The sequence below is a fragment of the Promicromonospora umidemergens genome (assembly GCF_024171995.1).
Classification (GTDB): Bacteria; Actinomycetota; Actinomycetes; order Actinomycetales; family Cellulomonadaceae; genus Promicromonospora; species Promicromonospora umidemergens.
In genome coordinates this window covers 38,491-59,564 of record NZ_JAMTCT010000005.1, presented here as the reverse complement: position 1 = coordinate 59,564, position 21,074 = coordinate 38,491, and the positions used below count along the sequence as shown (strand labels likewise).

The following is a 21,074-nucleotide window of genomic DNA, read 5'->3' as shown; positions in this document are numbered from 1 at the left end:
CCTGTACGCCTGACACGGGTCAGGCGCAGACGCCCTCGAGCAGTACCTCGGGGCTCGGGCTCGGCTTCGCCGGCTCGTCCGCGGTACCACCGTCGGCCGTACCGGTCTCGTCGGCCGTACCGGTCTCGTCGCCGGCGTCCCCGGTCTCGTCGGCCGGCGCTTCGGTGTCGGTGTCACCTGCCTCCGCGTCGCTCTCACCCTCCGTGCCAGCGCCCTCGTCGCCAGCTCCTGCGCCGTCGTCGGCCGAGCCCTCCTTGGGCTCGCCGCTCGTGCTCGGTGCGTCCGACGGCTCCGCGTCGGGCAGCACCACGCTGTCCGGGGGCGTGTCTGCCGCGATGCGCGTGAAGATCTCCTGCGCCTCCGGCTGCCAGGCCAGACCGCTCGCGGTGCCCTCGGTGATGTCGTACACCGGAACCTCCGTCATGATGATGTTCCGCTTGTTGATCTCCCGCAGGGACCACGCGAGACCCGCGACCTTGCCGGGGTTGGCGATGTCCGGGTCGGCGCTCAGGGAGCCGAGCGCCGCATTGATCAGGCGGAACGTCTTGGTCGGGTCGGCGAGCGTCTCAGCGGACAGGATCTGCCGCAGCGTCGCGTTGATGAACGCCTGCTGCCGCACGATGCGCGTGATGTCGCTACCCATGTCGAGCCCCATGCCGGTGCCCTTGCGCACCCGGAGGAACTGGATGGCGGTCTTGCCGTCGAGCCGGTTCTCGCCGGCCGGCAGGTCGATGCGGGCCGACGCCGGGTCGCCGTGGATCGCTTCAGGCAGGCACATCCGCACGCCGCCGACGGCGTCGACGACGTCGACGACACCGTTCATCTTGACCACCGCGTGGTTCGTCACCGTGATTCCGGTCATGGCGTTGACCGTGTTGATCGTGCACGCGGCGGCATGCTTGAGATCCGTACCGCCGCTCCCGACCGTGAAGGAGGCGTTGAACTTGTCCCGGTGCGGTTGAGACTGGCTGCCGTCCGGGAGCGTGCAGGACGGGATGTCCACGAACGTGTCTCGGGGCAACGACACGATCTCGATCCACTCCCGGTCCGCCGAGATGTGCATGAGCATCGTCGTGTCCGACCGCATGCCTTCGACGGATCCGCCGATGTCGGCGTTGCTGCCGTCGCGGATGTCCGTACCCATGAGGAGCAGGTTGACCGGTTCGTCCTTGAACGGGTCGGACGGGTCCTTCGGCTTGACCTGCTCGGCCACCAGACCGTCCAGGTCCTGGACATCGATCTGCCCGACGGCGTTGTGATAGGCCGTCGCGGCCGCGGCCGAGCCGAACGCCATGGCGCCGACGACCCCCATCGTGACCCCGCGGAACAAGAACATCTTGCGCCAGCTGCGGACGTGACGAGGTTGCCGTTCGCCCGCTCGCGCGTGCCGGGGAACGCCTCGCAGTACCTCGCCAACAGGTCGGACCGCCGTCCAGAAGTCATTCACCACGCACCGGAGACTATGGCCTCAGTGCGGCAAACGTGTAAATAAGTCCTGCCGTTCCCAGGCACTCTTCAGGCCATGTTTCGGGTTCAGTCCGCACAGACGCCGGGCAGACGCGAGGGCGACGCAGACGCGTCAGGCGTGTCCGGCCGCGCCGTCCCGCCCTCCGTGTCCGTCTTTGCGTCCGGCTCCGCGCCGTCGGCCGGCCCCGACGCCTCGCCCGACGAGCCCCCCGAGGATTCACCCGGTCCCTGGCCGCTCTCGCTGCCCGACGGCGATGCCGACGGCTCGGCCCGGCGCGGCGCCTCGTCGGCCGCGATCCGCTCCCAGATCGCCGCGGCGTCCTCGGCCCAGACCACCCGGTTGGCGTCCGTCGCGGAGGCCACGACGGGCAGCTCGGTGAACACGATCTCTGCCGGGTCGATGTTCCGGATGCTGTAGGCGAGACCGGCGAGCGCCGCCGGGTCGGCGAGGCCGGGATCCGCGGAGATCGCGCGCAGGACCGCCTGGATGGTGCGGTACAGCCGCGGTGAGCTGGTCAGGAGGTTCTGGTCCAGCACCTGGCGCACCAGCGCGTCCACGAACGCCTGCTGGCGTGCGATCCGCGCCAGGTCGCTGCCCTGCTCGAGACCCAGACCGGTGCCGTGCCGTGCGCGCAGAAAGCCGATGGCCTCGCGGCCGTCGAGCGTCTGCTCGCCGGCCGGCAGCTCGAACCGCCCGTACTCCGGGTCCTGCACCAGCGGTTCGGGCAGGCACATCCGCACCCCGCCGAGCGCGTCGACCACGTCGACCACGCCGTCCATCTGCACCACCATGTGGTTGGTGACGGGGACGCCCGTGAGGCTCTGCACCGTGGAGATGGTGCAGGCAGCGGCGTGCGTGAGGTCCTCCTGCGTACCACCACCGATCGTGAACGCGCTGTTGAACATGCCGGACGTGGCGCCGGAGTCGGTGCCGTCGGGCAGCTTGCAGGACGGGATCTCGACGAGCGAGTCGCGCGGGACGGAGACCACCTCGATGCGCGACCGGTCCGCCGAGACGTGCACCAGCATGGTGGTATCCGAGCGCATCCCGCCCTCGCCCTCGCCTGCGATCTCGGTGTTCTCGCCGCCGCGCAGGTCGGTGCCCATCACGAGGATGTTGAGGCTGCGACCGGTGAACGGGTCGTCGGGATCTGGCGGCGTCGGACCCTGGACCAGACCCGAGACGTCGCTCACGCCGATCTGCTGTCTCAGGTCGAGGTAGGCAGCGGCGCCGCCGGCCGCGACGAAGGCGAGCGCACCGACGACGACGAGCGCCGCGGCTCGCGCGACGCGATGACTGCGCTGGGTACGGAGGTGCCGGGGCACCTGTGGAGCATAAGCAGGTACCCCGGCACGTTGCCTCTCAGGTGGCTGCGGCGGTCAGCTCACCGCGGCGACGCCGAGGTCCGGGTTGTCCGTGAAGAAGCCGTCCAGGCCCGCCTCCATGAACACCTGCACCTCGCCCACCATGTCGCCGATCCCGTTCGGATCGTTCGACGAGCGGAAGTCCGCGGCGAGGAACTGGTTCTCCCGCCGGAACGTCCAGGTGTGCACCTCGAGACCGACACGGTGCGCGTCCCGGATCACGGGGCTGGGCGCGGCGAGCGTGCCGTCGGCCTCGCGCGGGATCAGCACGTTCTTCTCGGCGCCGATGCCGTCGGCGTAGGACGCGACCTCACGCAGCCCGCTGCGGGTGACCATGTCCGCGTAGGTGCGCGGGTCGCCGTCGGCCACGAGGTCGTAGGGCGCGCCGCTGCTGCTGACGAGCTGGCCGAGGCGGACGTCGGTCATCGTGTCGAGGTCCTGGAGGTTGCCCACCTCGAAGGACTGCACGATCACCGGGGCGTCGGCGCGGTCGAAGCCGTTCCGGCGCAGCTCGCGCACGAGCGGCTCCTCCAGGGACAGGTCGATCGAGTCGAAGTACGTCGGGTGCTTCGTCTCCGGGTAGACGCCGACGGGCGCCCCGTCGCAGGTGCGGCTGTTGCGGGCCAGGTCGAGGACCTCATCGAGGGTCGGGATCTGGTAGAGCCCGTCGAACGGCGTGTTCTGCGGCCGGACCTGCGGCAGGCGCTCCTTGGCCCGCAGGGTGCGCAGCTCGGCGAGCGTGAAGTCCTCGGTGAACCAGCCGGTGATCGAGGTGCCGTCGATGGTCTTGGTGGTGCGACGGTCCGCGAACCCGGCGTGGGCGGCGACGTCGGTCGTGCCGCCGATCTCGTTCTCGTGGCGGGCGACCAGCACGCCGTCCTTGGTGGAGACGACGTCGGGCTCGATGTAGTCCACGCACTGGTTGATGGCGGTCTCGTACGCGGCGAGCGTGTGCTCCGGCCGGTAGCCGGACGCCCCACGGTGCCCGACGACGGTCACGCCGTCCTCGGTCACGCGCTTCTTCTTGAGGTCCACGAGGGCCATCTCGGTGTCGTCCGGCGTGCCGGTGACGCGCGCGTCGTTGCCGGGGTAGTTGTTGTCGTTGCCGATCAGCAGCGTGTCGCGGTCGACGAACAGGACGGTCTCGAAGGACTGCACGGGCAGGGCGAACGTGTCGCCGAGGCCGTAGCCCTCCCCTGCGTCGATGCCGCGCGGGTTCTCGATCCGCAGCGCGTCCACGACGAGCTCCTTGCGGACGTAGCCGTCCCGGTCCGTGCGGCTCAGGTCGATCTCGTACACGCGCTTGGTCACCGACTGGTCGCCCTCGAAGTCGTCGCGCTCGATGAGCAGCATCGAGTCGCGGCCGGTCGCGAAGGCATCGCCGATCACGTTGGCCTCGCGGTCCGTCTGGTACGCCCAGCGCTCGCCCGTGTACTCGCCCTTGCGGGTGTCGAACTGGTAGATCCAGCGGCGGCGGGCGTCGTCGTCGTCGGCCAGCGCGCCCTCGACCACCGGGTAGAGGTACCGGCCGCTGCCCGCCATGGCCTCGAAGCCACGGCTGCTGCCGACGTTGGGCGTCTCGCCCGGCTCCAGGTAGGGGTTGGCAGGCGACTTGCCGTCGGGGAACTCGTACGGGGCCTCCAGCAGCGTGCCGTCGGCGTCGAAGTGCAGCAGAAACGGGCCGAACTCCTCGCCCACCCACAGCGTGCCGTCCTTGGCCCGGACCACCGACTCGATGTCGAAGTCGGCGCCGGTGAGCAGCCGCTCGTCGGTGTCGTCGTTGACGATGTCGAAGTCCAGGACGTCGTCGCGGTCGTTGTACTCGATGTGGTCGAGCACCTTGATGTCGCCGGAGCCCTTGCGGCCGGTGTCCCACTGCGGGCGCACCAGGTAGTTGCGGAGCAGGAAGTCGGCGGAGTTGCCCTTGGCCCCGAAGCCGTTGTCCGGCTGGGCCCAGAACGTCCCGTCGTGGTTGTCGATCATGGCGGAGAAGCCGGGGATCACCTGGCCGTCCCAGGGCCCCTGCCGCCCGTTGCCAGGGCTCGCCGCGGCGCCCGACGGCGGGCCTTCGGCCAGGTGGTCGGCCGACAGCGTGGCACGACCAGCCAGGGTGGCGGCGAGGTGGGAGCCGCGGTGGTGCTCAGGCCCCGAACCGGGACCGTGCTGAGGTCCGGCGACGGCGACGGCGACGGCCGCTGGCAGCAGCAGCGATGCTGCTGCCGCGGCGCCCACCGCGCGCGCGGCGCGGGTACGCATGGGTGTGCTCATGCGAGCGAGCCAAGACGGCGGAGCCGTCATTCCGGTGAATCCAGCCCGAAGCACGGGTGAACACTCAGATCGGCGTGTGCCAGCCACCCTTGCGGTACGCCGGGGTGGCCGAGGCCAGCACGACGAACGCGGTCAGACCCGAGCCGAGCATCACGGCCGACATGGCGACGGTGTCGCTGCCGAGCAGGCCGACGATCGGTGACACCAGGCCGGCCAGCAGCGACTGCACCGCACCGATCATCGCGGCCGACGTACCGGCGATCTCGCCGTGCCGGGACAGCGCCAGGGCCGAGGCGTTTGCGGGGATGAGACCCTGGAACGCGAGCACGAGCCACAGGGCGACCAGGAGGCCGATCAGGCCACCCAGCTGCGTCACCGCGATCACGACCAGCAGCACTGACATCACTACCTGCGCCACGATGGCCGTGCGCAGCAGCCGGATGGGCGCGACCCGCCGGACCAGCGACGCGTTCACCTGTGCGGAGAGCACCAGGCCGAGCCCGTTGATGGCGAACAGCAGCGAGAACTGCCCGTGGGTGAGGCCGTAGCCCTGCTGGAACACGAACGGGGAACCCACCACGTAGCTCATGACCACGCCCATGCCGAGCCCTGGGATGAGGGCGAGCGCCATGAAGTGCTTGTCGCGGAGCAGCGTGCGGTAGCCACGCAGCACCGACGACGCGCCGCCGGTCGTGCGGCGCGCCACCGGGTTGGTCTCCGGCATCACGAAGAACACGATGACCGCGAGCGCCGCACCGATCAGGGCGAGCACCACGAAGATCCAGCGCCAGGCGAACGCTTCCAGCACGATCGAGCCGAGCGACGGCGCGAGCATCGGTGCCACGCCGATCACGAGCATGAGGCGCGACAGCATGCGGGCGGCCTCTGCGCCCACGAAGCGGTCGCGCACGGTGGCCATCGCGGCGACGCTCGCCGCCGAGTTGAAGAAGCCCTGCACGAGGCGGAGCCCGATCAGCATGTACATGTCGTCCACGACGGCGCAGGCCAAGGAGACCAGGACGTGCATCCCGATGCCGATCATCAGCGGCAGACGGCGGCCGAAGCGGTCGGTCAGCGGACCGATGACGAGCTGGCCGAGCGCACCACCGACGAGCATGCAGGAGACGGTGAGCTGGGCGAGCGCGTCGGACCCGCCGAGATCAGAGGCGACCTGTGGGAGGGCGGGTAGATACATATCGACGGTGAGGGCGGGCAGGCACGCCAGCGCACCGAGCATGATCACCCACTTGAGGGCCGACCGAGGCGACGGAGCGCGGCGTCCGGGCGTGGCAGAAGGCACGCCCGACGGCGCTTCGGATGGCATGCGCATCATCCTATCGAATCGATACGACGGTGGACAGGGTGATTTGGGTCTCGCACGAAGAATTTTGCCCCCGTTCACCGTTGCCCGCTGTTCGGGACCCGCCGCGAGTGTCAGTGGCTCGGGGCATGCTGGTCCTATGTGCGGACGCTTCGCCTCCTTCACCCAGACCCAGGACCTCGCCGACCAGCTCGCCATCGCCGAGCTCGCCGAGGACGCGCGGCTGCTTCCGCCGTCATGGAACGTGGCGCCGACCGACCCGGTGCGGATCGTCGTCGAGCGGGCGGCCCGCGACTCCACAGACGTCACCCGGTCGATGCGGCTCGCCCGCTGGGGGCTCGTGCCGTCCTGGGCCAAGGACCCCGGCGTGGGCGCCCGCATGATCAACGCACGCTCCGAGACGCTGCTCGACAAGCCGGCTTTCGCCAAGCCGTTCGCGGCGCGGCGCTGCCTGGTGCTCGCCGACGGCTACTACGAGTGGCGCAAGCTGGCGCTGCCTGCCACCGGCTCGAAGAAGGTCGCGAAGCAGCCGTACTGGATCCACCCCTCGGGCTCCGGCGTGGCAGCCCTCGCCGGCCTCTACGAGTTCTGGCGCAACCCGACGGCGAGCGAGACCGATCCAGACCGCTGGCTGGTGTCGGCCACGGTGGTGACCCGCCCGGCGTCGGACCGTATGGCACCCATCCACGACCGCATGCCGCTCGTGCTACCCCCGGAGACCTGGGACGCGTGGCTGGACCCGGCCGTCCGCGACGCGTCGGACCTGCTCCAGGTCGACAACGCGCCGCTGACGACGCGTCCAGTGGGCGACGCGGTGGGCTCGGTCCGGAACGACGGGCCGGAGCTCATCGAGGCGGACCGGGATCCGAGGGACCCGGAGCCGGTGGAGGTCTGACGGATCTGAAGCAGCGCGTCCGGTCCCGCTCCAATGTCAAGAACATGCGACGGTTCGCGGAAGCCTGGTCCGCATCGGACGTCAAAGCGGTCGAAGGCGGCTGAGCGCAGTCAGCCACGCCATCTTCTGCGTAGCACGCCATAGTCCGCGGAATCAGCCCGGATAGGTGGACCATGGCGTCCCCCGCGGACGATGGCGTGCCTGGTATATGGCTGCCTGCGGTGGTCTGCCCCGGATTACCCCGCCCCAGCTCGATCCCACGGCTACCGGACCGCCGTCAGACCGCCGAGACTCCGCCGCCGCCGCCGATCGAGCGCTGCACGTCGGCGAGCACGGCGTGGAAGGTCGGGAAGGTCTTCTTCACGCACTGCGGGTCGTCCAGCGTCACACCCGGGGTCCGCAGCCCTGCGACAGCGAACGCCATCGCGATCCGGTGGTCGGCGAAGCATCGCACCTCTGCAGGGCGCGGGATGCCCGGCTGGATCTCGATCCAGTCGGGCCCTGTGTCGACCCGCACGCCCATGGCACGGAGGTTCGTCGCGCACGCGTCAAGACGGTCGCACTCCTTGACCCGGGTGTTGGCGACGTCGACGATCCGTGTGGGGCCGTCGGCGAAGGGCGCGATCGCCGCGAGCGTCGGCATGGTGTCCGAGACGTCGCGCATGTTCACCGTGATCCCGCGCAGCTCGCCCGTCCCGGTCACCGTGGTCGATTCCGCACGCTTGTCGACGTCGGCGCCCATCCGGGCGAGGACGTCGACGAACGCGAGGTCGCCCTGCAGCGCGGCCGACCCGAGACCCGGCACGGTGATCGACTCCCCGAGCAGCGCCGCCGCCGCGAAGAAGTAGCTCGCGGACGACGCGTCCGGCTCGATCTCGTACCGGCCGGCCACATAGGTTCCCGGCTCGACCCGGTACGTTCGCCCGTCCTGGGTCACGTCGACCCCGAACGCATGCATCATCGCCGTCGTGATCGCGACGTACGGTTCCGATACCAGGTCGGTGACCTCGACCGTCAGCCCGTCACGCATCAGCGGCCCGGCGAGGAGCAACGCCGTGAGGAACTGCGAGGACGTCCCCGCATCCAGGCGGACCACCCCGCCGGCGAGACCCGCAGCGCGCACCGTCACGGGGTGGTGGTCGGCCTCACCGCCGAACTCCAGGGTGGCCCCCAGCTCGCGCAGCGCCCGGGTGAGAGGAGCCATCGGACGGCGCCGCATCTGCGCCGAGGAGTCGAACGCGTAGCTGCCGCTACCGGTCGCTGCCAGGACGGGCAGGAAGCGCGACGTCGTGGCGCCGTCCCTGGTGAACACGTCGGCCGACCCGCGGGGCGGGCCGGCGGGCGCGCCGTCCACGCTCCACCCCGAGCCGTCCTGCTCTGGGATCTCTACGACAGTCACGTCCTGACCGTAGCGACCCGCCGAGCAGTGTGCGGCACGGTCACCCAGCGAACGACCTATGTCGCAGGCAGCACCTCGTCCAGCGTCCGGATCCGGTCCGCGACCTCCGGGTGCCGGTCGTGCCGGTCCAGCAGCACCGCGCCGAGCCCTGCGTCGAGCGGGCCCTGATAGTCCTTCTCCACGTCGTTGCCCACCATCAGCACGTCGCCCGGCGCGACGCCGAGGATCTCGCACGCGGCGGCGTACGCACGCGGGTCGGGCTTGCCCGCCGGCAGGTCGTCCGACGCGACGACGACGTCGAGGTGCTCGGCCAGTCCCGTGCGGTCGAGCTTGAGCCGCTGGTGGGCGGTGTCGCCGTTGGTCAGCAGCGCGCCGACGAGACCTGCGTCGCGCACCCGGCGCAGAGCCGGCACGGCGTCGTCGAAAGCGGTCCAGGCGCGCTCGTAGCGGGTCAGGTAGCCGGTGAAGATCTCGTCGGCCTCGTCGGCGGTGGCGTCGGCGCCCAGGAACTCCCGCACCCGGACCCGGCGCTGCTCGGCGAACGTGATCTCGCGCCGCTGGTAGCGCCGGTAGGCCTCCTCCGCGATGGTGCCCCACGCGGTGACCAGCTCATCCAGGTCGTCGAGGTCAAGACCCAGCTCGGGCAACCAGCCCAGGAGCGCCGTGCGGGAGGCACCCTCCTGGTCCACGAGTGTGTCGTCAAGATCGAAGAGAACGACTTTCAGCACGTTCGCATCGTGTCATACACCTGCATCCCGCCCGTCAGCCCCTGCTCCACCGGCTCGCGAAAATCACATAGGGGACTTTCTTGGGTGAAGTGGACGAATCGGGGCAACGTTCTCGCAGTCGACGGCGTCCCTGGCGGTGACAGATCTGCTGTCCTTACCCAGTGGGGGATTCATGACCGCACGTCGCTCGTCCCGACCATCATCTCGACTACTCACGATGGGCATCGCCGCAGTGCTGGCGTTCGGGCTGCTCGGAGAGGGGGGTGCGACCCACGTCGCCTCCGCATCGACCGCCACGACCGCACCGGCGGCTCCCACGGCCTCCGCACAACACGGCCTCAGCATCGCACCGGCGGCAGAGACCGTCACGGCCTACAACTACGACGGCTACGTCTATCTCGACTCGTCGTTCTGGCTGGCCGCGCACAACGGGAGCTACGAGTTCTGGGCCAAGCGCACCAAGCTCTCCGAGCCGACCACGCTCACCAAGACCGTCATCCGCGGTACGAAGCGCACCACGACCAAGGTGCCCGCCTCGCTCGTCGACGGGTTCAACGGCCTCAAGGACGGACTCACCGTCCAGGTCGCGACGACTGACGGGAAGGTGCTGTCCAAGGACACCCGTTCCCTGTGCCTTGGCGGCATGGACCGCCAGCGCGTCGATCCGACGGGCCGGACCGAGCCGGTGTACCCCTCGTTCTGCGGCGGTGCCTGGTTCACGAAGTCGACGGTGTTCGGGGTGGAGCAGGGCTGGGCGGCCCAGGTCGACGCGTACTTCGAGCTGAAGACCAAGCGGAAGAACCTCGTGGTGACCACGAGCATCAGCGCGCCCGTCGCGAAGGTCCTCGGCCTGCCCGCCAACGGCCGCTCGCTGACCCAGAAGGTGAAGATCGTCGACGAGTGCGACACCTTCGACTGCGCGAACGTCGGCGAGCAGCTCCTTGGTGAGCCCGACGAGGGCTTCAGCACCCTGGCGGAGGAGGCCCCTCTGACCGCCCGCGCGCAGGACCTGCGGGCGCAGAGCGCCGGCACCCACGGCACCCACGGCGCGGAAGCCGGCAGCACGGGACCCGAGCACCGCGTGAACCTCTTCGCGCTCAGGGACGGCGACCACGGCGGCGACCACCCCTCGCTCGGTCAGCAGGGCACCGAGCCGTCGACGAAGAAGCCTGCCAAGGACACCCTGCCCGACCTCGTGTCGATGCCGGCGTGGGAGATCGGGACCGAGAACGAGGACGGCACCGACCGGCTGAGCTTCAGCGCCCACGAGTGGAACGCGGGGCCGGCTCCCCTCGTGGTCGAGGGCTACCGGAAGGGCTCGGCGGAGGTCATGGACGCCCACCAGTTCTTCTACCGGGACGGCAAGGAGGTCGGCAACGCCAAGACCGGGACCATGGAGTACCACGACGCCCCTGAGCACGACCACTGGCACTTCCTGGACTTCGCGAGCTACGAGCTCGTCAAGACCAACGGCGACCTGGTCACGACGAGCGGCAAGCAGTCCTGGTGCCTGGTGCCGACCGACCCGGTGGACCTCTCGGTGCCAGGTGCCGCCTGGCGCCCTGAGGCGACCGGCCTCGACAGCAGCTGCGGCGACCGGTCCGCGCTGTGGCTGCGTGAGGTCCTGCCCGCCGGCTGGGGCGACACCTACTCGCAGTACCAGACCCAGGCGTTCGACCTGACGGACGTCCGCAACGGCACCTACCAGATCAAGATCACCGTGAACCCGAACGGTGCGCTGCACGAGCGGACGAAGTCCAACAACATCAGCTACCGGACCGTCGTGCTCGGCGGAAAGCCCGGCGCGCGCACGGTGAAGGTTCCGGCGTACGAGGGAGTCGACACGGAGACCCCGCTCGACCTGCGCTGACGACCGCCCCATTCGCACCGCCGCGTCCGTCCTGGGCCGGCGCTGCGTAGGCTGCGCCTCATGAGCGCCAGCACCTCGCCGTCGGTGGTCCCGTCCGAGAGCCGCATCACCTGCAGCATCTCGGACGGGATCGCCGACGTCCGGCTCGACCGGCCCGACAAGCTCAACGCGCTGTCGCTGGCGATGCTCGGCGGGCTCAGGGCGACCGCGCGCCGCCTGCGACGTGAGCCCGGCCTGCGTGCGGTCGTCGTCTCGGGCAACGGCAGGTCGTTCTGCGCCGGGCTCGACCTCGGCGCGGCGGCCCGCGACCCGGCAGCGGTGGCGCGGGCGTTCGTGCCGACGCCGCGCGGCACCAACCTGTTCCAGGAGGCGTGCTGGGCGTGGCGGCGGGTGCCCGTCCCGGTGATCGCGGCGGTGCACGGCCACGTGCTCGGTGCGGGCGTGCAGATCGCCCTCGCCGCCGACCTGCGCCTCACCGCCCCCGACGCCCGGTGGTCCGTCAAGGAGGTCGAGCGCGGCCTGGTCCCCGACATGTCAGGGATCCGCGCGCTGACCCAGCTGGTCGGCATCGAGACGGCGAAGCGTCTCACCTTCACGGCCGAGGAGTTCACGGGGGCCGACGCCGTCCGGCTCGGCCTGGCAGGGACCGTCACCGACACCCCGCTGGACGAGGCGTTCACGCTGGCCGGCCGGATCGCCGAACGGCGCCCGGAGGCGGTGGCGGCCGCGAAGCGCCTGTTCGACCGGCAGTGGTCGACGGGTGACCGGCGCACGTTCGCCGCCGAGCGCAGGGAACAGCTGAAGCTGCTCCCTGGCGCGCTGCGGGCGCTGCAGAAGCCCCGATGAGGCGTCAGGCCTGGTAGGCGCGCTGGAGACGGACCGGCGCCATCCGTCCGATGCCCGGGATGTCCCGGACCGGCTGCGCGGTGAGCGCGTAGCGCGAGCTCGTCGCGAGCTTGGCGGCGGTCTCCTTGTCGACCAGGACGGTCGAGGGGTCGGACTGCTCGGTGAGGCGCGAGGCCAGGTTGACGGTGGGGCCGAAGATGTCGCCGAACCGGGACAGGACCCGCCCCCACACGAGCCCGACCCGGACCGGGATCTCCGGGTCGCCCGGGGCGGCGGTCCCCAGCGCCGCGCCGGAGGTCTCGGCCAGACCGAGGGCCACCTCGGCGCCGGTCGAGAGGTCGTCGGTCACGAAGAGGACCGCGTCGCCGATGGTCTTCACGACGCGGCCGCCAGCGTTGGTGATGATGTCTCGGGCGCCGGCCTCGAACCGCTGCACGAACTCCGCCAGCTCCTCCGAGCCGAGCCCCGCCGTGCGCTTCGTGAACGACACGATGTCCGCGAACCCGACCGCCCGCACCAGGGGCAGCTGCTGCGTGTCGTTGCGGTCGTCACCGCGGGAGCCGGCGAACTCGATGGCGGTGCGCCCCGTCAGGGCAGCGAGCTGACGCCGCCAGGCGTGCTCCAGCTGGCGGCTGAGCATCTCGGACATCTCGGGGAGCCGGTCGAGGGCGAGCAGGCGGGCCGAGGTCTCGTCGAGCTCGTAGCGCCGCGCGAGGTGCTCCACGAGCGCCTCGACCTGCCACAGCGCCAGCCGTTCCGTGGTGTGGCCGACGGACCTGATGAAGGTCATCTGGGCGCGCTCGTCCATCTGCTCGGCGGAGAACAGGCCGGCCGCGTCCTTGAGCGCCTCGACGTCGGCGTCGGTGAACCAGGTCTCCGTCGGGTGCGTGACCGGGAGACCGATCCAGCGCCAATACCTGGTCACGAACTGCTCGTCGAGTCCCGTCAGCTCCACCACCTGCGACAGCGCGTAGCGACGGGCGCCACCCAGCAGCGTCTCGTCGAGCCGAGCCGCGGTGTCAGCACCCGGTGTGTCGTGGTGGCTGTGGGAGGTTTCGGAATTGTGGAGCACGTCACCACTGTAGGCGCGCACACCCCATGCACCCGCATACACCTGCCCCACGGACCGACGGGATCAGCCCCAGAAGGTCAGGGCGAGCGGTATGCCCATGAGCACGAGCAGCATCCCGACCACTGTGACGACGTTCCACAGCCCGAGCCGGACACCGCGTACGCCGTCGTCGCGGTAGAGCAGGGCCCAGACGACCAGGAGCCACGCGACACCGGCTGCGACCAGGCCCGCCGTCGGGGTCCCGTCCGCCTGCACGACACCCCGGTCCAGCCGGACGGTGCTGATCAGATAGACCGTGACGATCGCCGCCGCACACACGACCGCCTTGGCCACCCCGACCGTGGTTCGACCTGCCTCCATGGCATCTCCCGCCGTCGCGCGCCCGCCCTGTAGCTGCCCTCGCTTGCGTCGGAGATTAACGCAGATCGCCCGTCGCGCGGCAGAGTCTGCCGCCGAGTTCACCCGCCCGGCCGGCGCAGTTCACCCGCACCGGGACGCGGGGAAAAGCCGCGCGGGCGGCCCCGTCGGGCCGCTCACCCCGTGCGCGTCACCGCAGGTGCCAGACGTCGCCTGCGGTCACCGTGCGTTCCTCGCCCGAGTCCAGGCGCACCACCAGCGCGCCCGACTCGTCCAGGCCGGACGCCACGCCCTCCAGCACACCCGCTCCGCCGGCGAGCTCGGCGCGCACGCGGGTGCCGAGCGTGGAGGACACCGCCGTGTACTCGTCCAGCAGCCCGGCCGCCGCGGCGTCGCCGCCGGCCTGCTCCCACCGCCGGACGACGGCGTGCACCTCACCCAGCAGCCGGACCAGCACGTCGGTCCGGTCCGGGCGGGGGTAACCGGCGAGCGCCAGCGACGTCGCCGTCGGCACGGGGAGCTCGGCCGCTGACTGCGACACGTTGAGCCCGATCCCGAGCACCACTCCGGGCGCCGTGCGATCCGCGCCGGGCGGCTCCGGCACCACCTCGGCCAGGATGCCCGCCACCTTGCGGTAGAGCCCCAGCCCGGCGACGGTGTCGACGGCGGGCAGCAGGACGTCGTTGGGCCACTTCACGGCGGCGGTGACACCGCCGTCGGACACCGTGCGGACCACCGCGAGCCCGGCCAGCAGCGGGAGCCAGCCCAGGGCTCCCACCGGGACGCGGGGGCGCAGCAGCACGGACACGGTGAGGCCCGCGCGCGCCGGCGTCTCCCAGGACCGTCCGGCTCGTCCCTTTCCTGCGGTCTGGTGCTCGGCGATCAGGGCCGACGGCGCCGGCCAGGCGGCCGGGTCGGAGCGGACGGCGGCGACGAGCTCCGCGTTGGTGGAGGAAGAGGTCTCGACCACCTCGACGTGTCCGAACCCGGGGACGATGAGCTTGTCGAGGTACAGGGACTGGTGCACACCCCATCCTCTCCCCTCGCCGCCGCGCATGCCCTTGGAGGAAACCCACAAGGCAGCGGCGTGACCCGCTGGACGGTCACGCATCGAACCGGAGGCATCCGACAACTACGCTCGAACCGTGAACGACGCCATCTCGACCCTCACCGGCACGCGCGCCAAGCTCGACGACCTCGACGCGCGCCGGGCAGCCGCCATCGACATCCCGGAGGAGACGGCCCAGGAGAAGCAGCACAAGCGGGGCAAGAAGACCGCGCGGGAGCGTGTCGACGCGCTCCTGGACGAGGGCAGCTTCACCGAGCTGGACGCGCTCGCGATGCACCGCAGCCGCAACTTCGGGCTGGAGAAGAAGCGCATCGCCGGCGACGGCGTGGTGACCGGCTACGGCACCATCGACGGTCGCCAGGTCTGCGTCTACTCGCAGGACTTCACGGCGTTCGGCGGGAGCCTCGGCGAGGTGCACGGCCAGAAGATCACCAAGGTGCAGGACCTCGCGCTGCGGACCGGGGTGCCGCTCATCGGCATCAGCGACGGCGGTGGCGCCCGCATCCAGGAGGGCGTGGCGGCCCTGACGCAGTTCGCGGAGATGTTCCGGCGCAACGTCGCGGCGTCGGGCGTGATCCCGCAGATCTCCCTGATCCTCGGCCCGAGCGCGGGCGGTGCGGTGTACTCGCCCGCCCTGACGGACTTCATCGTCATGGCCGACCAGACGTCCAACATGTTCATCACGGGTCCCGACGTGATCCGCACGGTGACGGGCGAGGACGTCGACTTCGAGACCCTGGGCGGCGCCCGCACCCACAACTCGAAGTCGGGCGTGGCGCACTACATGGGCCAGGACGAGGACGACGCGATCGACTACGTGCGGCACCTGATCGGCTACCTGCCGCAGAACAACCTCTCCGACGCGCCGGCCTTCCCGCCCGACGACGAGACCGCGCTGGAGGTCACCGCCGAGGACGAGGCCCTCGACGAGCTGATCCCGGACAGCGACAACCAGCCCTACGACATGCGCGAGGCCATCGAGGCCGTCCTCGACCCCGAGTCGTTCCTCGAGGTGCAGCCGATGTTCGCGACCAACGTGCTGGTCGGGTTCGGGCACGTGGAGGGCCAGTCGGTCGGCATCGTCGCCAACCAGCCGCAGTCCATGGCCGGCACGCTCGACATCGACGCCGCCGAGAAGGCCGCGCGGTTCGTGCGCACCTGCGACGCCTTCAACATCCCCGTGCTGACGTTCGTCGACGTGCCGGGCTTCCTCCCCGGCGTCGGACAGGAGCACCAGGGCATCATCCGCCGCGGCGCGAAGCTGATCTACGCGTACGCCGAGGCGACGGTGCCGCTGATCACCGTCATCACGCGCAAGGCGTACGGCGGCGCCTACATCGTCATGGGCTCCAAGCAGCTCGGCGCGGACGTCAACCTCGCCTGGCCGACGGCGCAGATCGCGGTCATGGGCGCGAGCGGCGCAGTGAACATCCTGCAGCGCGGAGCCCTGCGCGCCGTCCAGGAGGCGGGCGGCGACGTCGAGGCCGAACGTGCCCGGCTGACCGCCGAGTACGAGGACGCGATCGTCAACCCGTGGGACGCCGCGGAGCGCGGATACGTCGACGCGGTCATCCGCCCGTCCGAGACACGCGTGCAGGTGGTGCGTGCGCTGCGCGCGCTGCGCACCAAGCGATCTACGCTTCCTCCGAAGAAGCACGGCAACATCCCGCTCTGACCGGCGGGTGGACCCGAACAGTCAGACCTGAGCCGGATGAGGAGCTACATGAGCCACGAGGACGCCACCCACGGCCCGGCGCCGATGGGCCGCGTCGACACGGAGCCGATGCACCGTGCGGTCGACGCGCTGGCGGCTGCGCTGCACGACTACGTGGGGACGGCCGTCGGTGTCCGCGCCGAGTTCGGCGCCGCCGAGGCGGACGAGGACCCGCGCGTGCTGGCCCTCGAGGCGACGGTGGGGCACCTGAACGCCGCCCTGTTCGACACGCTCCACGGCTCGCTCGGCATGCACCCCGACCTCACGTCGTCCGTGTGGGAGCCGGCTGACGAGTCCGAGGTCGACGAGATCATCGAGTCCGAGCTGCCAGAGGGCGGCGAGTCGTTCTACCTGGGCTTCGTCGTCGCCGCGCGCGGCGGCGACGCCACCCTGGACGGCGTGATCGACCTGCTCGACGCCGCCGGCGAGTCCGTGGCGACGCACCTCACCGAGGGCGGCTACGACATCGCTGAGTGGGCGGCCTCGCGCGGCGACGCGCCCGGCTTCGGCTTCTACGAGGAGGACGACGAGTGAGCTCCCAGGTCCGCGTGGTGCGCGGCGAGCCGGACGACGTCGAGGTGGCCGCCCTGGTCGCCGGCCTCGCCGCGGTCGCGGCGGCGGGTCCGGAGCCCGACGACGCCGCGCCGCTCGACGAGTGGATCAATCACGCCCGTGTGCTGCGCGGGAACGGCGCCTCGACCGCCAAGAACTTCGGCGGCCGCTCCGGCCGGCACAACGCCGACGCGTGGCGGTGGAGCTTGCGGTCCTGAGGCAGGAGGCACGGCGTGCGAGGCCGGCGCGGCCGAGCGCGGCACCGTAAATGTGCTGCCGGGAACGGACGTGTCCGCCGTAGGCTCGCCGCCATGACCAGCCCCGCACGCACACCTACGCCGATCGACGCCGTCGCCGACGACTACGTCACGCGCCTCACCGAGCTCGTCCCGCTCTCGGCCACCGCAATGGGCCTGCCCGGCCACGACCACGAGATGAACGACCTGTCGCCGGCCGGCCACGACGCCGTCGCGCAGGCCGGCCGGGACGTCCTGGCCAAGCTCGACGGACTCCAACCAGCAGACGACGTCGACCGGGTCACGCTCTCCGCGATGCGCGAGCGCGTGGGACTCGACCTCGAGCTGCACGAGGCCGGCGAGGACCTGCGCACCCTGAACAACATCGAGTCGCCGGTGCAGCAGCTGCGCGACGTCTTCGACATCATGGCGACCGGCTCCGTCGAGGCCTGGGAGAACATCTCGTCCCGGCTGAACGGGCTACCTGGCGCCGTCGACGGGTACATCGAGTCGCTCACCGTTGCCGCCGCCAAGGGCGACGTCGCCGCCGTGCGCCAGGTGCGTGAGTGCGTCACCCAGGCGCGCGAGCTGGCCGGAGCCGACTCGTTCTTCACGTCGTTCGTCACGGGCGAGGCCGCGCTGACGACGCTCGGTGAGGGGCACGCGCTGAGCGGCGACCTCGAGCGGGCGGCGCAGGGTGCGCAGGCCGCGTACGGCAAGCTCGCCGACTTCCTGGAGCGCGACCTCGCACCGCAGGCGCCGGAGGCCGACGCCGTCGGGCGCGAGCGCTACACCCTCTGGTCGCGCTACTTCCTGGGTGCGAAGGTCGACCTCGACGAGACCTACCAGTGGGGCGTGGAGGAGCTGGCCCGCATCGTCGCGGAGCAGGAGTCCGTGGCCGCGACGATCGCCGGCCCGGGCGCCACCGTCGAGCAGGCCGTCGCGGTGCTCGACGCCGACCCGGCGCGCAAGCTCCTCGGCACGGCGGCCCTGAAGGCCTGGATGCAGGAGACGTCCGACGCCGCGATCACCGCGCTGAACGGCACCCACTTCGACGTGCCGGAGCCCGTGCTCGACCTGGAGTGCATGATCGCGCCCACCCAGTCGGGCGGCATCTACTACACCCCGCCGAGCGACGACTGGTCCCGGCCGGGCCGCATGTGGTGGGCCGTGCCGGAGGGCGTCACGGAGTTCAACACCTGGCGCGAGAAGACGACGGTCTACCACGAGGGCGTTCCGGGCCACCACCTGCAGTGCGGCCAGGCCGTGTTCGCGCGCGAGACGCTGAACAGCTGGCGCAGGCTGGCCTGCTGGGTTTCCGGCCATGGCGAGGGCTGGGCCCTGTACGCGGAGCGGCTCATGGCCGAGCTCGGCTACATGGAGGACCCGGGCGACCGCCTCGGCATGCTCGACGCGCAGCGCCTCCGCGCGGCTCGCGTGGTGTTCGACATCGGCGTGCACCTCGGCCTCAAGGCTCCCGAGCAGTGGGGCGGCGGGACCTGGACGGCGGAGAAGGGCTGGCCGTTCCTCCTGGCCAACGTGAACATGCCGGAGCAGTTCGTCCGCTTCGAGTTCAACCGGTACCTCGGCTGGCCCGGCCAGGCGCCGTCGTACAAGGTGGGCCAGCGCCTGTGGGAGCAGACCCGGGACACCGCGCGGAGTGCCGCCACCACACGCGGCCAGGAGCTCGACGCCAAGGCGTTCCACGCCCGGGCCCTCAACCTGGGTTCCGTAGGCCTGGACACCCTCCGCGAGGCGCTGACCTGAGCTTCGGCGGGGGGGCGTCGGGTATCCGGGAGCCGGGCACCCGAAGTGACGTGGGTCACGTCGGGCGAATCGCGGTTTCTCTGTTTCACAGCGCCGCATACTCGGTAGCGTGGCGCGCGTGCCACGCCTGGTTCTCGCCTCACAGTCCCCCGCCCGACTCGCGACGCTGAAGTCCGCCGGTGTCACCCCGACCGTCGTGGTCTCGGGCGTCGACGAGGACAAGGTGCTCGCCGATGCCGCAGAGCGGTTCGGCGAGCTCGATCCCGCCGACGCCGTGCTCGTCCTCGCCCAGGCCAAGGCCGAGGAGGTGGCGTCCCGGCTGGAAGCGACCCGGGACGACGCCGACGCCGACGCCGACGGGCAGGACACCGCGACCGACGTCATCGTCATCGGCTGCGACTCCATGCTCGAGATCGACGGCACGATCGTGGGCAAGCCCGCCGACCCCGAGACGGCACGCGAGCGCTGTCGCTCGATGCGCGGTGGCAAGGGTGTGCTGCACACCGGCCACTGGGTGGTGGACCTGCGCGACGACGACACCGACGGCGGCACGGGCGGCACCATCGGATCGACCAGCTCGACGACCGTCTGGTTCGCCGACATCGACGACGACGAGATCGACGCCTACGTCGCCACCGGCGAACCGCTGCAGGTGGCGGGAGCCTTCACCATCGACGGCCTCGGCGGCCCGTACATCGAGCGCATCGAGGGGGACCACCACGGCGTCGTCGGCATCAGCCTGCCGCTGCTCCGCGAGCTGCTGGCCGAGCTGAACGTCCCCTGGCGCACCCTCCGCACGTCCTGACCGGACGAGCCGAACGTAGGCCTGCTCGCTCTAACCCGTCGAACGTAGGCGTGGTCGCTTCATGAGCGCTCACAAGGCGACCACTCCTACGTTCGACGCCGAGGGCCTGTGTTGTCCAGGGCCACCGTGGGGCCAAGGTGGGTGCCCGGGACCCAGCCCAGCCGGGTCAGTCGCTCAGCCATCTCCGCACCGACGCTGGGGACGCTCCCGGCCAGGGCCCTGGCCGCCGGGAACCTGAGGACGATCAGCCTGTCGGTGGCGACGAGCCCGTTCTGGCGCGCCGCGTCGTCGGCAAGCATCGCTTCCCCGGAATGGAATGCTCGCCCGTCTATCTCGACCACCACGTAGCGACCGTCGGGCAGAGCCCAGACGAAGTCGACCCTGGCCAGGACGACACCGCCCGCGACGAACGTGACCTGCTGCCCGTCGGGCGGCACTCCGTGGTCGACGAAGGACAACCGAGCGTGGGTCTCGGCGGTGGACCCGTCGCGGACTTCACCCAGGTCGAGCAGGCAGAGCACCTGCGCGGCGCCGCGCCGTCCGCGCACCTGTTCGCGGACGCGCTGAAGCCCGGCTCCGTCGAGGTGCCCCTCCCGCAGGGCGTCGCTGAGCACTGCCACCGCCTCATGGCGGGACAGCGTCGGGAGCGCCTGCGCCAGTGCGGGAACCAGAGCCGCCACACGACGCCCCCGGTAGGGCTGGTCCGCGAAGAACCTGTACCGACGCAGCACGATCCCCACACCGACGGCCGCATACATTCCCCCCGGCCGCGCGGCCTCCGGCACCAGGTCCGCGGGCAGTCCACCGATCCCGAGCAGCGCCAGCGCGCACGCACCAGTGGCGATCCCGTCCGGTACCGCGAGCATGCCCAGCCAGGCGGCCCGACGTCGGAGGTGGTCGTGGTAGCCGTCTCGCAACCGCCGCTGCGCCGGTTCCGGGTCGGTGTCGTAGACGCCCCGGGTGACGCGACTCCACCGGCCCTGCCTGATCAGCAGTGCCACGGCGTCCTTGTTGATTCCGGCCGCATCGCACTGCGCCTTGCTCACCAGGCCTTCCTGCGCGGCGGCGGCCGCACGCAACGCCTGCGGCAGGGTCCTCATGGGTCTCATGACGCTGATCCCACCCCGATGACAGGCTCGCCAGGGCCCGGATCAGCGACGCTGTGGACAGCTGATCCGTTGCGGCGGCTGTGGTCGGGCTCGCGTGCAGCTGCCGTCGTCGACCTCCGCATGATGCCGAGAGGACTTCTTGAAGGGCCCCGGCCGAACGTAGGACCAGTCGCGCTAACCTGCCGAACGTAGGGCCGGTCGCTTTATAGCCGCTCAAAGAGCGACTACTGCTAC

Annotated in this window: 18 protein-coding genes; 8 read left to right on the top strand and 10 right to left on the bottom strand. The window is 71.0% G+C overall.

All coding sequences use genetic code 11. From position 1 onward, the window contains the following. Window positions 1–19: 19 nt before the first annotated feature. The 4 genes from APR04_RS10425 to APR04_RS10410 all read right to left on the bottom strand — a co-directional run bounded on the left by APR04_RS10425 (window position 20) and on the right by APR04_RS10410 (window position 6,424). Complete coding sequence (locus tag APR04_RS10425; RefSeq protein ID WP_253869829.1) at window positions 20–1,336, bottom strand: LCP family protein; 1,317 nt, start codon at window positions 1,334–1,336, stop codon at window positions 20–22. Window positions 1,337–1,533: 197 nt separating this feature from the next. Continuing rightward, window positions 1,534–2,793, bottom strand: a complete 1,260-nt coding sequence (locus APR04_RS10420) for an LCP family protein (protein WP_253869826.1) — start codon at window positions 2,791–2,793, stop codon at window positions 1,534–1,536. Between the two features lie 54 nt (window positions 2,794–2,847). Continuing rightward, window positions 2,848–5,100 (bottom strand): esterase-like activity of phytase family protein, encoded by a 2,253-nt coding sequence (locus APR04_RS10415; RefSeq protein ID WP_253869824.1) that lies wholly within the window; start codon window positions 5,098–5,100, stop codon window positions 2,848–2,850. Between the two features lie 64 nt (window positions 5,101–5,164). Next, on the bottom strand, window positions 5,165–6,424 hold the full coding sequence (locus tag APR04_RS10410; protein WP_253869821.1) for a multidrug effflux MFS transporter: 1,260 nt from the start codon (window positions 6,422–6,424) through the stop codon (window positions 5,165–5,167). A 136-nt stretch (window positions 6,425–6,560) separates the two neighbouring features. Between APR04_RS10410 and APR04_RS10405 the strand changes: the two genes are divergently transcribed. Then, window positions 6,561–7,316, top strand: coding sequence for an SOS response-associated peptidase (locus APR04_RS10405; protein WP_253869818.1), 756 nt, complete (start codon window positions 6,561–6,563; stop codon window positions 7,314–7,316). A 277-nt stretch (window positions 7,317–7,593) separates the two neighbouring features. Here APR04_RS10405 and aroA read toward each other — a convergent pair whose 3' ends face one another. Further along, window positions 7,594–8,715, bottom strand: a complete 1,122-nt coding sequence (gene aroA, locus APR04_RS10400; protein ID WP_253869816.1) for a 3-phosphoshikimate 1-carboxyvinyltransferase — start codon at window positions 8,713–8,715, stop codon at window positions 7,594–7,596. A 56-nt stretch (window positions 8,716–8,771) separates the two neighbouring features. After that, window positions 8,772–9,443: an HAD family hydrolase gene (locus tag APR04_RS10395; protein ID WP_253869814.1), complete on the bottom strand. Its 672-nt coding sequence runs from the start codon at window positions 9,441–9,443 to the stop codon at window positions 8,772–8,774. Between the two features lie 217 nt (window positions 9,444–9,660). On the opposite strand from APR04_RS10395, the gene APR04_RS10390 reads away from it, so the two are divergent. After that, window positions 9,661–11,313 carry a lysyl oxidase family protein gene (locus APR04_RS10390; RefSeq protein ID WP_253869810.1) on the top strand — a complete coding sequence of 551 codons (1,653 nt, stop codon included), beginning with the start codon at window positions 9,661–9,663 and terminating at the stop codon, window positions 11,311–11,313. 60 nt (window positions 11,314–11,373) lie between these two features. Continuing rightward, window positions 11,374–12,159, top strand: coding sequence for a crotonase/enoyl-CoA hydratase family protein (locus APR04_RS10385; protein ID WP_253869807.1), 786 nt, complete (start codon window positions 11,374–11,376; stop codon window positions 12,157–12,159). A 4-nt stretch (window positions 12,160–12,163) separates the two neighbouring features. Here APR04_RS10385 and APR04_RS30995 read toward each other — a convergent pair whose 3' ends face one another. From APR04_RS30995 to APR04_RS10370, 3 genes are all read right to left on the bottom strand, one after another. Further along, window positions 12,164–13,231: an adenylate/guanylate cyclase domain-containing protein gene (locus APR04_RS30995; protein ID WP_253869805.1), complete on the bottom strand. Its 1,068-nt coding sequence runs from the start codon at window positions 13,229–13,231 to the stop codon at window positions 12,164–12,166. Window positions 13,232–13,294: 63 nt separating this feature from the next. Further along, window positions 13,295–13,591: a hypothetical protein gene (locus APR04_RS10375; protein WP_253869802.1), complete on the bottom strand. Its 297-nt coding sequence runs from the start codon at window positions 13,589–13,591 to the stop codon at window positions 13,295–13,297. Between the two features lie 187 nt (window positions 13,592–13,778). Then, window positions 13,779–14,615, bottom strand: coding sequence for a biotin--[acetyl-CoA-carboxylase] ligase (locus tag APR04_RS10370; RefSeq protein WP_253869799.1), 837 nt, complete (start codon window positions 14,613–14,615; stop codon window positions 13,779–13,781). A gap of 118 nt (window positions 14,616–14,733) precedes the next feature. Here APR04_RS10370 and APR04_RS10365 point away from each other — a divergent pair, with 118 nt between their 5' ends. From APR04_RS10365 to APR04_RS10345, 5 genes are all read left to right on the top strand, one after another. Further along, window positions 14,734–16,332: an acyl-CoA carboxylase subunit beta gene (locus tag APR04_RS10365; RefSeq protein ID WP_253869797.1), complete on the top strand. Its 1,599-nt coding sequence runs from the start codon at window positions 14,734–14,736 to the stop codon at window positions 16,330–16,332. Between the two features lie 48 nt (window positions 16,333–16,380). Next, window positions 16,381–16,905 carry a hypothetical protein gene (locus APR04_RS10360; protein ID WP_253869795.1) on the top strand — a complete coding sequence of 175 codons (525 nt, stop codon included), beginning with the start codon at window positions 16,381–16,383 and terminating at the stop codon, window positions 16,903–16,905. Next, window positions 16,902–17,141, top strand: coding sequence for an acyl-CoA carboxylase epsilon subunit (locus tag APR04_RS10355; RefSeq protein ID WP_253869793.1), 240 nt, complete (start codon window positions 16,902–16,904; stop codon window positions 17,139–17,141). Before APR04_RS10360 ends, APR04_RS10355 begins: the two co-directional genes overlap by 4 nt. A 93-nt stretch (window positions 17,142–17,234) precedes the next feature. Then, entirely contained in the window at window positions 17,235–18,926 is a 1,692-nt protein-coding gene (locus tag APR04_RS10350) for a DUF885 domain-containing protein (protein ID WP_253869790.1), read from the top strand. A gap of 118 nt (window positions 18,927–19,044) precedes the next feature. Further along, window positions 19,045–19,731, top strand: a complete 687-nt coding sequence (locus APR04_RS10345; protein WP_253869787.1) for a Maf family protein — start codon at window positions 19,045–19,047, stop codon at window positions 19,729–19,731. Window positions 19,732–19,817: 86 nt separating this feature from the next. Here the strand turns inward: APR04_RS10345 and APR04_RS10340 are convergent, their stop codons facing one another. Continuing rightward, window positions 19,818–20,840 carry a type IV toxin-antitoxin system AbiEi family antitoxin domain-containing protein gene (locus tag APR04_RS10340; RefSeq protein ID WP_253869784.1) on the bottom strand — a complete coding sequence of 341 codons (1,023 nt, stop codon included), beginning with the start codon at window positions 20,838–20,840 and terminating at the stop codon, window positions 19,818–19,820. Between the last annotated feature and the right edge of the window lie 234 nt (window positions 20,841–21,074).

Bases quoted from the DNA above. Each gene is read 5' to 3' on its own strand.
- APR04_RS10425 (WP_253869829.1), bottom strand. From the start codon at position 1,336: ATGTTCTTGTTCCGCGGGGTCACGATGGGGGTCGTCGGCGCCATGGCG.
- APR04_RS10415 (WP_253869824.1), bottom strand. From the start codon at position 5,100: ATGAGCACACCCATGCGTACCCGCGCCGCGCGCGCGGTGGGCGCCGCG.
- APR04_RS10410 (WP_253869821.1), bottom strand. From the start codon at position 6,424: ATGCCATCCGAAGCGCCGTCGGGCGTGCCTTCTGCCACGCCCGGACGC.
- APR04_RS10405 (WP_253869818.1), top strand. From the start codon at position 6,561: ATGTGCGGACGCTTCGCCTCCTTCACCCAGACCCAGGACCTCGCCGAC.
- APR04_RS10390 (WP_253869810.1), top strand. From the start codon at position 9,661: ATGGGCATCGCCGCAGTGCTGGCGTTCGGGCTGCTCGGAGAGGGGGGT.
- APR04_RS10385 (WP_253869807.1), top strand. From the start codon at position 11,374: ATGAGCGCCAGCACCTCGCCGTCGGTGGTCCCGTCCGAGAGCCGCATC.
- APR04_RS10375 (WP_253869802.1), bottom strand. From the start codon at position 13,591: ATGGAGGCAGGTCGAACCACGGTCGGGGTGGCCAAGGCGGTCGTGTGT.
- APR04_RS10360 (WP_253869795.1), top strand. From the start codon at position 16,381: ATGAGCCACGAGGACGCCACCCACGGCCCGGCGCCGATGGGCCGCGTC.
- APR04_RS10350 (WP_253869790.1), top strand. From the start codon at position 17,235: ATGACCAGCCCCGCACGCACACCTACGCCGATCGACGCCGTCGCCGAC.
- APR04_RS10340 (WP_253869784.1), bottom strand. From the start codon at position 20,840: ATGAGACCCATGAGGACCCTGCCGCAGGCGTTGCGTGCGGCCGCCGCC.